The organism is Pseudomonas sp. ML2-2023-3, from assembly GCF_037055275.1.
Taxonomy (GTDB): domain Bacteria; phylum Pseudomonadota; class Gammaproteobacteria; order Pseudomonadales; family Pseudomonadaceae; genus Aquipseudomonas.
Genome location: NZ_CP146343.1, coordinates 3056176 through 3069541, shown reverse-complemented (window position 1 = coordinate 3069541; position 13366 = coordinate 3056176). Strand labels below are relative to the sequence as shown.

The following is a 13366-nucleotide window of genomic DNA, read 5'->3' as shown; positions in this document are numbered from 1 at the left end:
CCGGCTTTTCCTGACGCACCGCAACATCCGGATTTACGACGGCTTCGCCGCCGGACGCAGCCTCGCGGCGCTCGTCAGCGACTACAAGATGACCGGCTGGTCTGAATGGACGATGTACCCGCCAGGCACTTTATGGAATAACGGATTCACTAGAACAAAAAACCGGGAGAGCCCGTCGTGTCCATACCCTTGCGCCCCACCTGGCGAACTCATTACGCATTAGGCGTTTTGGCTGCCATCTATGTCTTCAACTACATCGACCGGCTGCTGATGGCCATTTTGATCGAGCCGGTAAAAGCAGAATTCGGCATTTCTGACACCGGTATCGGCCTGCTTTCAGGTGTGACCTTTGCGGTCTTTTACACCCTCTTCGGCTTTCCTCTGGGGCGGCTCTCTGACCGTATCGGACGCAAGAAAGTCATCGCCTTCAGCTGTATCGCCTGGAGCGTCATGACCATTTTCTGCGGCTTCGCAGCCAGTTTTGCGATGCTGGTGGTGGCCCGGATCGGGGTGGCGATCGGTGAAGCCGGTGGCACCGCTCCATCAATGGCAATGGTCTCGGACCTGTATCCGCCCGAACGCCGCTCCACCGCCTTGTCAGTACTGATGCTGGGCTCAAGCCTGGGGGCCATTTTCGGGCTGGGGCTGGGGGGCTGGATCGCGCAGCATTACGGCTGGCGTTTTGCATTTGTGGTGATCGGCGCACCGGGGATTTTTCTCGGGCTGCTGTTGCTGCTCACCGTACGGGCGCCAAAACCCGCGATGCTGGTCAACCCCAGTCAGGTGGCGCAGGCCAATTGGGCCGTCACGGTGCGCGAGCTGTTCCAGACCCCGTCCTTCCTCTGGATTGTGCTCACCGGCGGCTCTGCGGCCATTGCCGGTTATGCCATCGGCACCTGGAGCCCCAGCTTTCTGATCCGCTCTCACGGTCTGAGCCTGCAGGACGCCGGGCTGCTGGCCGGGGTGGCGGGCGGTGCCGGGGCCACCTTTGGCACCCTCACCTGCGGTATTTTGTGTGACCGCCTGGCCCGTCGTGACAAGGGCTGGCAGATCGGGGTGCCGCTGCTGGGCACGCTGATCAGCATACCGTTCGCGCTGGCTTACTTCCTGTGGCCGGTTGGTACCGCATTTTATGTGGGCAGCACGCCTGTACCGACCGCCTTTATTTTCTACAGCGTGTTCAGCTTTTTCGGCACATGGTGGGCGACACCCTGCCTGGGGGCCATTTCCCATCTGTTCCCGGCTACCCGACTGGCCCAGGCCACCGCGATTTTCGTGATGTCCATGACCCTGCTCGGGGTGGGCGTCGGCCCGCTGCTGATCGGCATGCTCAGTGACGGCTTCGCCCATCGCCTGGGCAACGAAGGCCTGCGCTATGCCTTGGCCTCCTGTGTCTCGTTGCTGGTGCTGGCTTCGTGTTTTCTGGCCCTGGCCTTGCCGCGCTATCGCAACCATCTGATGAACAAGACCCCGACCCCAGCATCGCTGGCTGACGCGGCCACAGCCTGACTTTTGGAGATTGAGTGATGACAGAACAAGACCTTCCCCTGCCCATCGGCCACTTTGTGACACTGGACAGCGGCCTGCGCCTGCACTTTCTCGATGAAGGCAGCGGCCCGGTAGTGGTGTGGCTGCATGGCAGCGGACCGGGCGCCAGCGGCTACAGCAATTTCAAAGGCAACTACCCGCAGTTTGTCGCCGCAGGTTTTCGCAATCTGGTGCTGGATTTGCCGGGGTTCGGCCGCTCCGACAAGCCTGAGGGCGCCCAGTACAACCTTGAGTTCTTCGTCAGCGCCCTGTCGGGGTTTCTCAAGGCGGTGGGGGTCAAGCGGGCGACCCTGCTCGGCAACTCCCTGGGCGGGGCCATTGCCCTGGGCCTGGCGCTGGCAGAACCCGAGCGCGTCGAGAAACTTGTCCTGATGGCTCCCGGCGGTGTTGAAGACCGCGAAACCTACTTCAAGATGGTCGGCATTCAACGCATGGTCGAACTGTACAACGCAGGCCCTCTGGGCATCGAGCAAATGCGCCGGATCATGAGCCTGCAACTGTTCGACAGCTCGCAGCTGGAAGACAGCCTCTTGGCCGAACGTGTGGCCGTGGCCGTGCACCAGCCGCGCAATCTGTTTACCACCATGATGGTGCCGAACATGACCGAGCGCCTTGAAGAGCTGCAAGCACCGATCCTGGGTTTCTGGGGCACCGATGACAACTTCAACCCTGCCAGTGGCGCGCTCAAAGTGCTGAACCACGCGCCCAATGCGCGCTTTATCATGCTCAACCAGTGCGGCCACTGGGTGCAGGTGGAACATCGCGAACTCTTCAACAAGGCTTGCCTGGAATTTTTACGCGGCTGAACACCATCATCGTGTACACCCCATGACTGACGGCTGCCTGCGGGCGGCCGTCCCTTCTTCAAACACCCGCTCGGGCTGAACGAATAATGACAAAATACCCTCAGTTGCTGGCACCCGGTCGCATTGGCTCTCTTGAGCTGCGCAACCGCATCATCATGGCGCCCATGGGCTCCAACTTCGCCGAAGCCGATGGTCATTGCGGCGAACGGATTCAAGCCTATTACGAAGCCCGCGCCCGAGGCGGCGCCGGACTGCTGATCATGGGCGTGTGCTCGGTGGCGTTCCCGGCCGGGACCGCCGAGCCGTTCCAGGTCGGCGTGTCCAGCGATGACTTCATCCCCGGTTTAAGCCGCCTCGCCGAGCGCGTCCACCAGCACGGCGCAAAAATCGCCATGCAACTTCAGCACGCGGGCAAGACCTCGGTGCGCGACATGGCTGAAGGTCGGCAACTGTGGGTGCCTTCGGTGCCGCCTGTGCTGCAAAGCGACATGATGGCCGCACTCACACCTGAAGAACTGGCCAACTTTGTCAGTTCCATGAAGCGGCGCGCCGAAGGCTCACCGATCAGGGTGATGGACAGCGCTGATATCGCACACATGATCGACTGGTTTGCCTTGGCTGCCGACCGGGCCAAACGCGCCGGTTTCGACGGTGTGGAGCTGCACGCGGCCCACGGCTATATCATTGCCGGTTTCCTTTCCGATTATTACAACCAGCGCGAAGACGAGTACGGCGGCTCCCTGGAAAACCGTGCCCGGCTGCTGCTGGAAATCATCGCGGCAGTACGTGCCAAAGTGGGCAATGAGTTTGCTGTCTGGCTGCGGCTGGACGCAGAAGAGCTGCACACCCCCGGCGGCATCACGCTGGACGACGCCAAGGCTGTGGCGCGCATGGCCGAGGCCGCCGGGGTCGATGCGGTCAGTGTGTCCGCCAGTGCCCGCATCACCAGCGGCGTGGTGTTTACCGAAGCGCCCCTGGTACAAAAGCCCAACGGATTCATGGAGTGGACGGGCGCACTCAAACGCTGCGTGCAAGTGCCGGTGATTGCCGTAGGGCGGATCGAACCTGAGGCCGGTGAAGCTGCCCTGAAACGGGGCGACTGCGACTTCATTGCCATGGCCCGCAAACTGCTGGCCGATCCGGAACTGCCGAACAAACTGCTCAACGATCAGGAAACCAGCATCCGCCCGTGCATTTACTGCTACGTGTGTGTCAGCCAGATTTTCATCAACGAGCGGGTAAAGTGTGCGGTCAACCCCATGACCGGCCATGAGTTCGAATATGTCATCAGTCCCACCCCAACGCCAAAGCATCTGGTGGTGGTCGGTGCCGGGCCTGCCGGGATGGAAGCCGCCCGCATCGCTGCCCTGCGCGGACATCGCGTGACCCTGCTCGAACGCAGCGACCGCCTGGGCGGTACGCTGTTTTTTGCGGGCCTGGCCTATGCCGAGAACGCCCGTTTGCTGGACAACCTCAAGGTTCAGGTACAGCAATCATCCATCGATGTGCGCCTGAACACCCAGGCCAGCCCTGCCCTGCTCCGCGACCTGGGCGCGGATCAAGTGCTGGTGGCCGTTGGCGCCGAACGCGCGGCACCGGCGATCCCCGGAGCCGATCAGGACCACGTTTGGAGTGGCGACGAATTGCGCCGCCTGATGACCGGCGACCGGGCTGACGAGATTGCCCGGCGCAAACTGTCCTTTACCCAGCGTGCGCTGATGAAAGCCGGCAGCCTGACCGGGGTGACCGACAGCCGTGAAGCCATGGAAAAACTGTCACGGGTGTGGATGCCGCTGGGCAAGCGCGTGACCATCATCGGTGGCGGGCTGGTGGGCCTGGAACTGGCGGAGTTCCTGATCGCTCGGGGACGCCAGGTCACCGTGCTGGAAAGCGGCACCCATCTGGGCCGCGAACTGGCCATCGTGCGTCGCTGGCGGGTGCTGCATGAAATTCGCGTGCATGGCGGCGAGATGATTACCGGAGCCTGCGTAACGGCCATTGAAGGCCATGCCGTGCTTTATCAACTGGCGGATGGCAGCAGTGCCCGCAGCGAGGCCGATTCGGTGGTACTGGCGATCGGCGCGCAGCCCAACACCGGCTTGCTCGACGAATTGACCCGTGCGGGCTTGAGCGCCACCAGCATTGGCGATTGCCGGAGCATTGGCTACATCGAGGGTGCCATCAGTGCCGGACACAAGGCCGGGCGCGAGGCCTAGGGACAGGCCGCACCGTCGGCATCGCAGTCAAGCCAGCTCCCTCATACCCTCACTGTGGGAGCGGGCTTGCTCGCGATGGCATCACCTTGACCTACCTGAAAGGCCCCGCCGCTCTCAAGCAGGCAGTCAAACATGGCCTGGGCTGGCGCTGACAACTCATGGCCGGGTTTGGTCAACACGCCTATGGCACGTTCCACCACGGGCTCATGCAAGGTGATGCAGCACGCGCCAAGTTCACGCATCTGCTCGGCGCACAGCGCCGGTACCACGCTGACGCCCAGCCCGCTGGCGACCATCCGCCCGACCGTGGCCAGTTGATGACTTTCAAATGCCACCGGCAACTTCATCTGCCGCGCCTGCAGGTGCTCCTCCAGCATCACCCGCACGGCAGAAGGCCGTTGCAGGGTAATAAAGGGCTCTTGCAGCAGGGTCTTCCAGTCAATCAGCGAGTGCCCGGCCAACCCGGAATCACGGGGCACCACCGCGACAAAACGGTCGAGGTACAACGGGGTAAACGTCAGCGACGAACCGGGCGCCGGTTCGAAAGCCACACCCAGTTCCACCAGGCGATCGCGCACCATCTCCAGCACTTGCTCGTTGATGACGTCGTTCACCGTGACGTTGACCTTGGGGTAGCGCACGCGAAAACCCTTGAGGATCGACGGTAACTGATTGCCCGAGAACGACGGGATCGCCGCCAGGGTCACACGGCCACGTTGCAGGGTGAAGCGCTGGCGCAGTTCATCCTCGGCGTTGTCCCAGTCAGCGATCAGGCGTCGGGCCAACGGCAACAACGACTCGCCTTCGGGTGTCAGTGCCATATGGCGCGTGGTGCGGCTGAACAGGCGACCACCCAGCCCCTCCTCCAGCGCCTTGATGGTCAGGCTCAAGGCCGACTGCGATAAATGCAGGCGCTCACAGGCCACGGCAAAACTCAGGCTCTGGGCCACGGCAAGAAAGGCGCGGATCTGTTTCACGGTCATGGTTTTGCCTCACGCGTATTAATTTATTTTATCTATCAATCCACCTTAAAAATCAACTTAACAAATCAATTACATCCGGTAACACTCGCTTCATACGGCTAACAACAGCCCACTAAAAACAAGAGAGGTGCGTATGGCAGGTTTCGACAAGCGTGTGGGCTCCTACGAGGAGGCTCTGGCCGGACTCAAGGACGGCATGACCGTTATCTCTGGCGGCTTTGGCCTGTGTGGCATCCCCGAAAACCTGATCAACGAGATCAAGCGTCAGGGCATCCGCGACCTGACCGTGGTTTCGAACAACTGTGGCGTTGACGGCTTCGGTCTGGGCGTGCTGCTCGAAGACCGCCAGATCAGCAAAGTGATCGCCTCGTACGTGGGTGAAAACGCCCTGTTCGAGAAGCAGCTGCTGAGCGGTGAAATCGAGGTCGAACTGACGCCCCAAGGCACCCTGGCCGAAAAAATGCGCGCTGGCGGTGCCGGCATTCCGGCATTTTTTACCGCAACCGGCGTCGGCACTCCGGTTGCCGACGGCAAGGAAACCCGCGAGTTCAAGGGTCGCGCCTACCTGATGGAAGAGTCCATCACGGGCGATTTCGCCATTGTCAAAGGCTGGAAAGCCGACCACTTCGGCAATGTGATCTACCGCCACACCGCGCAGAACTTCAATCCGCTGGCCGCCACTGCCGGCAGGATTACCGTGGTTGAAGTCGAAGAAATCGTCGAGCCCGGCGAGCTGGACCCGACCCAGATCCACACCCCGGGCATCTACGTCGACCGGATCATTTGCGGCACCTTCGAAAAACGCATCGAACAGCTCACCGAGCGTTCCTGATCCCCAGCCCAACTCCTGAACCCGAGCACGGAGAACAACCATGGCTCTTTCCCGCGAACAAATGGCTCAGCGCGTCGCCCGCGAAATGCAGGACGGCTTCTATGTAAACCTGGGCATCGGCATCCCGACCCTGGTCGCCAACTACATTCCCGAAGGCATGGAAGTCATGCTGCAATCGGAAAACGGCCTGCTAGGCATGGGTGCATTCCCCCGCGTCGGTGAAGCGGACGCCGACATGATCAACGCCGGCAAGCAAACCGTCACCGCGCGCACCGGGGCGTCGATTTTCTCCTCGGCAGAGTCGTTCGCGATGATTCGCGGCGGCCATATCGACCTCACCGTACTCGGTGCCTTTGAAGTCGACGTACACGGCAACATCGCCTCCTGGATGATCCCCGGCAAGCTGGTCAAGGGCATGGGCGGCGCGATGGACCTGGTGGCCGGCGCGGAAAACATCATCGTCACCATGACCCACGCGTCCAAGGACGGAGAGTCCAAGCTGTTATCCCGTTGCAGTCTGCCTTTGACCGGCGCGGGTTGCATCAAGCGTGTCTTGACCGACCTTGCCTACCTGGAAATAGACAACGGTGCATTCATCCTCAAGGAACGCGCACCCGGCGTCAGCGTCGACGAAATCGTTCGCAAAACCGCAGGCAAGCTGATCGTCCCGGACCACGTCCCGGAAATGCAATTCGTCTGAACCGTTCACTCAAGAGCAACGCTGCTCAAGTGTGGGAGCGGGATTGCTCGCGAGGGTCTTAAGAGCACCGCATTAACTCAGTAAAGACGCGTCATCGTTAACGACCATCGCGAGCAAGCCCGCTCCCACAGAGCCAAAAAAAACCTGAGTGAACAGCATTGCCAGTCACAGCGTTTTTTTGATGACCCGGGTCTGCTCAGGGGCAATCACCTGTCCCTGGGCGCTGATGGGCTGCATCAACCCCAGCGGCTGCCCTGTGGCTGTATCCACGAGTTGCGAGCGGGCCTCGTGCGGCTCGAACGCATGCTGCTCTGCCCATTGGCGCAAAGCCACGACCACCGGGAACAACCCCTCACCCTTCGCCGTCAAGACGTACTCCTGATACGAGGTCCCGTCAGAAGCTGGCTGTACCTGCAGAATACCGGCCTCGACCAGCCCCTTTAGACGCTGGGTCAGCACGCTGCGCGCCACCCCCAGACCATTCTGGAAGTCTCCAAATCGCCTGACCCCATCGAACGCGTCGCGCACGATCAATAGCGACCAGCGATCGCCAATCAAGTCCACAGTCCGTGCCACCGGACACGTTGGGGCTGGATCCATGTGCTGCCTTGCCATGCTCGCTCCTTTGTTTGCCCTGGAAATCCGGGTGACTTCCCGCATCAAGTTTCATTTTAAGACTGGCTGGCCTAGAATGAAACCAGTCTTATTTCGAGACTAGATTGCCGAGAGGTTTACCCGTGCCCAACAATCAACTCTATCCCGTTACTGCATCGGTCCCGCTGCGCACACCGCGAGGGCTGGTCGGGGTGTTTGCCTGCGCCAGCGGGCTGAGTGTGGCGAACGTTTATTACGCCCAGCCGTTGCTTGACCAGGTGGCCGAAGATTTTGCCATCAGCCCTGGCGCGGTCGGCGGTGTGATTACCGCCACTCAGGTCGGCAGTGTGCTGGCCTTGCTGCTGATCGTGCCCTTGGGCGACCAGGTAAATCGCCGGACCTTGATGCTGGCCCAGATCGGCGCACTGATCGCCGGGCTTTTTTGCGTGGCCATGACCCACTCCCCCTTGATCATGCTGCTGGCCATGCTCGGGATAGGCCTGCTGGGAACCGCCATGACCCAGGGCCTGATCGCCTTCGCCGCCACCGCGTCCTTGCCGCAAGAACGCGGTCGGGTGGTGGGCACGGTCCAGGGCGGGGTTGTGATTGGCCTGTTGCTGTCGCGGCTGGCAGCCGGGCTGATTGCGGACCTGGCCGGGTGGCGCTGGGTTTATCTGGGTTCAGCACTGGTGATGATGGCGCTCGGCTTGATCCTCTACAAAGTCTTGCCGTCACAGCGACCGTCAGCCACACCCACTGGATATGCGCGGCTGGTGCTCTCGATGTTTACATTGCTCAGGGAAGATCCCGTGCTGCAAATCCGCGGCATGCTCGCCTTGTTCATTTTTGCGGTGCTGGGGATTTTCTGGAGTGCGCTGGTGTTTCTCCTGACCCAAGCGCCCTACGGGTTTTCGCACACAACCATCGGCACATTTGGCCTGGTGGGCGTAGTGGGTGCACTGGCGGCCACCCGCGCCGGAGTCTGGGCGGATAAAGGGCTGGGGCAATGGACAACCGGCATATCCCTGGGATTGCTGATACTGGCCTGGGTTGCACTCTGGCTTACGAGTTACTCGATGGTTTGGCTGGTTGTCGGCGTCGTGATCCTCGACCTCGGTGCCCAGGCCATTCATGTCACCAACCAGAGCATGATTTTCAACACACACCCCGATGCACACAGTCGTGTCGTGGGCTGCTACATGCTGTTTTATGCCATTGGCAGCGGGTTTGGCGCACTGGCGTCCACGGCCCTATACGCGGCATGGGGCTGGACCGGCGTGTGCCTGCTCGGCGCCGGTGTCAGCCTGACGGCCCTCGTATTCTGGGCCGTCACACTGAACCAGATGCCGAGCACTGTTCAGCACACGGGAACAGTCACCCGGCACACCGGATAACTACGCCGAACGGCTGTCAGTGGGGAGGCGGTTCCTCACGGACATCCGGGATCGTCAGAATCTTTTTCAACAGTTCTGCGGTTTCCACCCGACTGGTTTTCCTGAACTCGACCGTGATGCTTTCGGTGCCCATGTCAGGCCCCTGCTCGACCACCACCTGCTTGAGACGGCCAGCATCGGCACCGAGAAAGTCCTCAAGGCTCTGGCGATTCAGCACCCCGATCGGCGCTACCAGCTTGATGACATGCACTTTTATGTAATCGCGATACCGGTGCTCAATCGGCCCGATGGTAATCAGGATAAGCAGAATCAGAAGGGTTGCTGCCACCCCCAGCAAATACAGCCCGCCACCGATGGTCATGCCGATGGCCGCGACCGCCCACAGGCTTGCGGCCGTTGTCAGCCCCTTGATCACTTCACCGCGCATCATGATCGAGCCGGCACCGAGAAAGCCGATACCGGTGACGATCTGCGCGGCGATCCGCGAGGGATCGAGTTGCGTACCCTGCTGGGTCAGCGCCTGTTGAAAACCAAAGGCCGATACGATCATAAATAGACACGCCCCGGTCGCCACCAGCATATGGGTGCGCAAACCTGCGGTCCAAAACTGATGCTCCCGTTGCAAACCAATCATGCTGCCCAACACCGAGGCCAACAGCAGACGCGCGATCATTTCCCATTCTGAAATCATTCAAGTCCCTCAAGCCAGAGCTTCTGCCTGCGCAGTCAAGCCAACAGCATAGCCAAGGTTCAGCCGTGTGCAGCGCCGCCATGCATCAACGCTATTTGACCAGGCGCACTTCCCTGGATGGCCGGTAGCCGAAATAGGCGCTGTAACACTTGCTGAAATGGCTGGGCGACACGAACCCGCAGGCCACCAGCACATCCACCTGTGACAGCTCGGTGTGTTGCAGCAGGCGACGGGCTTCGGTGATGCGCAGCTCGAGGTAATAGCGCTGCGGCGTGGTGCCCAACTGCTCCTTGAACAGGCGCTCCAGCTGGCGACGGGAACGGCCGACATAGATCGCCAGTTGTTCCAGCTCCAGGGGTTCCTCAAGGTTGGCGTCCATCAGCATGACCACTTCACGCAGTGGGGCGCTCACGCAGATGTTCTGCGCAGGCTTGATCCGCCGATAGCGGGACTCTTCGAACGCCAAGATATCCTCGATCCCCTCCACCAGCGCCTTGTCATGCAAGCCCTTGATCCAGCCCAGCGCCATCTGGAACGCCCCCGCAGGGCTGGAGGCCGTCAGGCGGTCACGGTCAATGACGTACGGCTCGCTGGTGACCTGGGCTGCCTTGGCCACTTCGGCCAGTGCGGGCCGGTGTTCGGGGTGGATAGCGCAACGGTAACCGTCCAGCAGCCCGGCACTGGCCAGAAACCAGGCACCGTTCCATAACCCGCCAAGAGTAATGCCCGCGCTGGAAGCGGCCCTGAGCAGACTGACCAGTTCGTCGCTGATGTGGAGTTCGGTTCTGTAGCCACCGCAAATGACCAGCAGGTCCAGTTCATCGATCATCCCCGGATCAATGCGCGCATCGGGGCGGATCACCAGGCCCAGATCGCTGATGACCTCACCGTCGCTCAAGCCATAGGTGCGCGATGTAAACAAACCGGCTCGCAGCAGGTTGGCGGTGATGAGGGTGTCCAGCGCCTGGGTAAATGCGGGCAGTGAAAAATGCTCAAGCAGCACAAAACCCGTGCGGACCACCGGGCCAGCCTCGGCGGGGCTGTCGTTGAGATAGCGAAGGTTCTTGCCCTTCATGCCAGTGCTGAATTGACGTCGCTCGATCAAGGTTCGATCCATTTCTTATGCCGTGATAATGCCCAATGCTACCCCCCGGCAGGCTAAAAAGCTCCTCCTGCCATGGGGCACAGCTGCCGTACTTGTGCACAAAACCTGTAGTCGCTGCCGAAGGCTGCGATCGGGCCCGAAGGGCTCGCGCTGTGCAAAAGCCGAAGGTCCTTCGGACCTTATCGCAGCCTGCGGCAGCGACTACAGGTTTTGTGCCCCCACGCCCCAACAGCGGCTTATGGTGTAGAGGAACAACTAAACTGCTACAAATCATGTAGCCAACTCACTCGGAACTTGTAGTCCTTTACGTAGGCTGCGATAAGCTCCGCCAGTGGTTCAATCAACAGCAATCAGGAATTATCAATATGTACGGGGTTTTTGCATGAAGTGGCTCAAGGGCATCATTCTGGGCGCGATCCTGCTTGCAGTCGGCGCTGTAGCGCTGGGGCTGTTTTACTTTCTGCCTCAACACGATGTGGTGATGGTCACCGGGGTTGAAGTCAAACGGGTCGATCACAATGGCGTCATCAACGCTGAAAATCCGGCTGACGGCCCGACCCGCGATGTGTACTTCATCAACACCGAAGACCCGGTGACCAAGGAAGTCATGGTTTATCGCAACGAGGATACCGGCTGGTCCTTCCCCTGGTATTTCAAGTTCGACTCCGCTGACATCCAGGCCAAGGCCCAGGGATACTCCCGCGATGCCGAGCAGCTGGCACTGATTCGATATTACGGATGGCGCATCAAGATCTTCTCGGTGTTCCCGAACATCACCGCGATCGAAGCCACCAAGACCCGCGATGAACCCTTCCCCTGGTTCAACACGGTGTTCTTCAGCGTAATGGCACTGGTGGTGCTGTTTATTGCCGTGTTTGTAAAACGCCGCGTCAAACGCCGCCCGCAAATGCCGGTGAGCTGATCAATGCGCCCCTGCCGGGGCGCATTTCCTTTCCATCGTGCCCGCCCCCTAGGCCTGACGCTGCGCCCTGTGCTCGTCTTCACCGTCGGCATCGCGCTCGTGATCGAGCACGGCCTGGGCCAGGTCTTCAGTGACGCGCATCTCCACGCCCACCGCCGACATCTGTGCCGCTGCAGTGAACGGTGCGGCCGTGACAGGCTCCGAACGCTTGCCGCGCCGCCACATAAACAACAGCACCAGGCACACATTGAGCGCAGCCAGCGCCCAGAACAGCCCGCCTTCGCCCACTTTGGTCATCAACGGTGAAATCACCAGCGGGCTGACGGCAGAACCCAGGGAGTTGATCAGCAACAAACCCTGGATCATGCGCACGATCGCCCCCGACGATGCCCGATCCGCCGCGTGACTGACTGCCACCGGGTAAATCGCGAAAATGCCGCCCCCCAGCAGGAAAAACGCCACGACCAGCAAGGGCGACCCAGGCGGCAGGAACAGTATGATCAGCGACAACACCGCGCAGGCAGCCCCCAGCACGATCAGCACCAGATGCCTGTCCTGATGATCCGACCAGCGCCCGACCGGGTACTGCAACAGCATGGCGCCGAGGATGACACTGGCCATCATGTGTCCGACTTCAGTCACGTCCATACCGATGCGTTGCAGGTACAGCGGCAGCAGTGCATACACCGCCGCAATGGCAATGCCCGAACCAAAGCAGCCGATGACCCCGGTCGGCGTTGTGCGCAGTAACTGCAGCGGCATCAGCGGTTCGGCGCGTTCCACGATGGGCGTTGCACGGGGAATCATGACAATGGGCAACAGGGACAGCGAGGCCAGGATGGCCGCAATCATGAAGGGAATGGTGTCACCGGTTTGCGCGATGGCACCCAGGTTGACTTGCCCCAGCAGGCCTGCGCCGTAGAGGGCAATCATGTACAGCGCCAGCAGGCGCCCGCGGATCTTGGGGTCGGCCGCCATCAGCAACCAGCTTTCCACCACAAGAAACACGCCGACACTGGCCCAGCCTGTGATCAGCCGCAACACGAACCAGGTCCAGGGATCAGAACTCATCCCCTGGAACAGAATCATGGTGGCGATCAGGGCGGCGAAGCAGCTGTAGGCGCGGATATGGCCGATCCGCACGATCAACCGGTCATTGAAAATCGAGCCCAGGGTCAGGCCGATGAAATAAGCCGAAGAGACGATGCCGACCATGGTGGCTGACTCGCCCAGGGTATCGAGTCGCAATGTCGTCAGTGACGCAAGCATGCCGTTGCCGATGCTGATGATAAACAGCCCAAGTAAAGGTGCCAGCGCCATCGCCAGCAGTTGCACAGACATAATTAACTCACGACCTCATTGATCAATGGAAAAACCCGCGACAGGCAGGTGCAGCCCGGCACGGGCAAAGACCGGGGCGGGAGGAGAAAACAGGTATGTGTGATTGAGCTTCGTTCGACGCCACAGCCGTGGCTGGCGAGTTACAGGAAAGGTTCAAGGCAGGCTGGGCGCAAACCTTGGCACTGACCGGGCATGCAAAACCAGGGCGCGCATGGTAGCCGCTGAGACGTGCAA

At 60.8% G+C, this 13366-nt stretch carries 12 protein-coding genes; 7 read left to right on the top strand and 5 right to left on the bottom strand.

The genetic code is table 11. The features are described from left to right. Positions 1 to 177 precede the first annotated feature (177 nt). The 3 genes from V6P94_RS14160 to V6P94_RS14150 all read left to right on the top strand — a co-directional run bounded on the left by V6P94_RS14160 (position 178) and on the right by V6P94_RS14150 (position 4570). Positions 178 to 1509, top strand: coding sequence for an MFS transporter (locus tag V6P94_RS14160; RefSeq protein ID WP_133076898.1), 1332 nt, complete (start codon positions 178 to 180; stop codon positions 1507 to 1509). A 17-nt stretch (positions 1510 to 1526) separates the two neighbouring features. Next, positions 1527 to 2354 carry an alpha/beta fold hydrolase gene (locus V6P94_RS14155; protein WP_133076899.1) on the top strand — a complete coding sequence of 276 codons (828 nt, stop codon included), beginning with the start codon at positions 1527 to 1529 and terminating at the stop codon, positions 2352 to 2354. A gap of 86 nt (positions 2355 to 2440) precedes the next feature. Then, a complete protein-coding gene (locus V6P94_RS14150; RefSeq protein WP_338647180.1) occupies positions 2441 to 4570 on the top strand; it encodes an FAD-dependent oxidoreductase in 2130 nt (709 codons plus the stop codon). A gap of 41 nt (positions 4571 to 4611) precedes the next feature. Here the strand turns inward: V6P94_RS14150 and V6P94_RS14145 are convergent, their stop codons facing one another. Then, positions 4612 to 5553: a LysR family transcriptional regulator gene (locus V6P94_RS14145; protein WP_338647178.1), complete on the bottom strand. Its 942-nt coding sequence runs from the start codon at positions 5551 to 5553 to the stop codon at positions 4612 to 4614. Positions 5554 to 5686: 133 nt separating this feature from the next. On the opposite strand from V6P94_RS14145, the gene V6P94_RS14140 reads away from it, so the two are divergent. After that, complete coding sequence (locus V6P94_RS14140) at positions 5687 to 6385, top strand: CoA transferase subunit A (protein WP_133076902.1); 699 nt, start codon at positions 5687 to 5689, stop codon at positions 6383 to 6385. A gap of 40 nt (positions 6386 to 6425) precedes the next feature. Continuing rightward, positions 6426 to 7085, top strand: coding sequence for a CoA transferase subunit B (locus tag V6P94_RS14135; protein ID WP_133076903.1), 660 nt, complete (start codon positions 6426 to 6428; stop codon positions 7083 to 7085). A gap of 165 nt (positions 7086 to 7250) precedes the next feature. On the opposite strand, the gene V6P94_RS14130 is transcribed toward V6P94_RS14135, so the two are convergent. Next, positions 7251 to 7700: a helix-turn-helix domain-containing protein gene (locus tag V6P94_RS14130; RefSeq protein ID WP_133076904.1), complete on the bottom strand. Its 450-nt coding sequence runs from the start codon at positions 7698 to 7700 to the stop codon at positions 7251 to 7253. 122 nt (positions 7701 to 7822) lie between these two features. On the opposite strand from V6P94_RS14130, the gene V6P94_RS14125 reads away from it, so the two are divergent. Beyond that, positions 7823 to 9073 (top strand): MFS transporter, encoded by a 1251-nt coding sequence (locus tag V6P94_RS14125; RefSeq protein WP_133076905.1) that lies wholly within the window; start codon positions 7823 to 7825, stop codon positions 9071 to 9073. A gap of 16 nt (positions 9074 to 9089) precedes the next feature. Here V6P94_RS14125 and V6P94_RS14120 read toward each other — a convergent pair whose 3' ends face one another. Both V6P94_RS14120 and V6P94_RS14115 read right to left on the bottom strand, forming a co-directional pair. Then, complete coding sequence (locus V6P94_RS14120) at positions 9090 to 9764, bottom strand: MgtC/SapB family protein (protein ID WP_133076906.1); 675 nt, start codon at positions 9762 to 9764, stop codon at positions 9090 to 9092. Between the two features lie 91 nt (positions 9765 to 9855). Next, complete coding sequence (locus tag V6P94_RS14115; protein WP_133076907.1) at positions 9856 to 10881, bottom strand: helix-turn-helix domain-containing protein; 1026 nt, start codon at positions 10879 to 10881, stop codon at positions 9856 to 9858. A 370-nt stretch (positions 10882 to 11251) separates the two neighbouring features. Here V6P94_RS14115 and V6P94_RS14110 point away from each other — a divergent pair, with 370 nt between their 5' ends. Further along, on the top strand, positions 11252 to 11791 hold the full coding sequence (locus V6P94_RS14110; RefSeq protein WP_133076908.1) for a DUF1523 family protein: 540 nt from the start codon (positions 11252 to 11254) through the stop codon (positions 11789 to 11791). 48 nt (positions 11792 to 11839) lie between these two features. On the opposite strand, the gene V6P94_RS14105 is transcribed toward V6P94_RS14110, so the two are convergent. Further along, complete coding sequence (locus V6P94_RS14105; RefSeq protein WP_133076909.1) at positions 11840 to 13132, bottom strand: MFS transporter; 1293 nt, start codon at positions 13130 to 13132, stop codon at positions 11840 to 11842. Positions 13133 to 13366 lie beyond the last annotated feature (234 nt).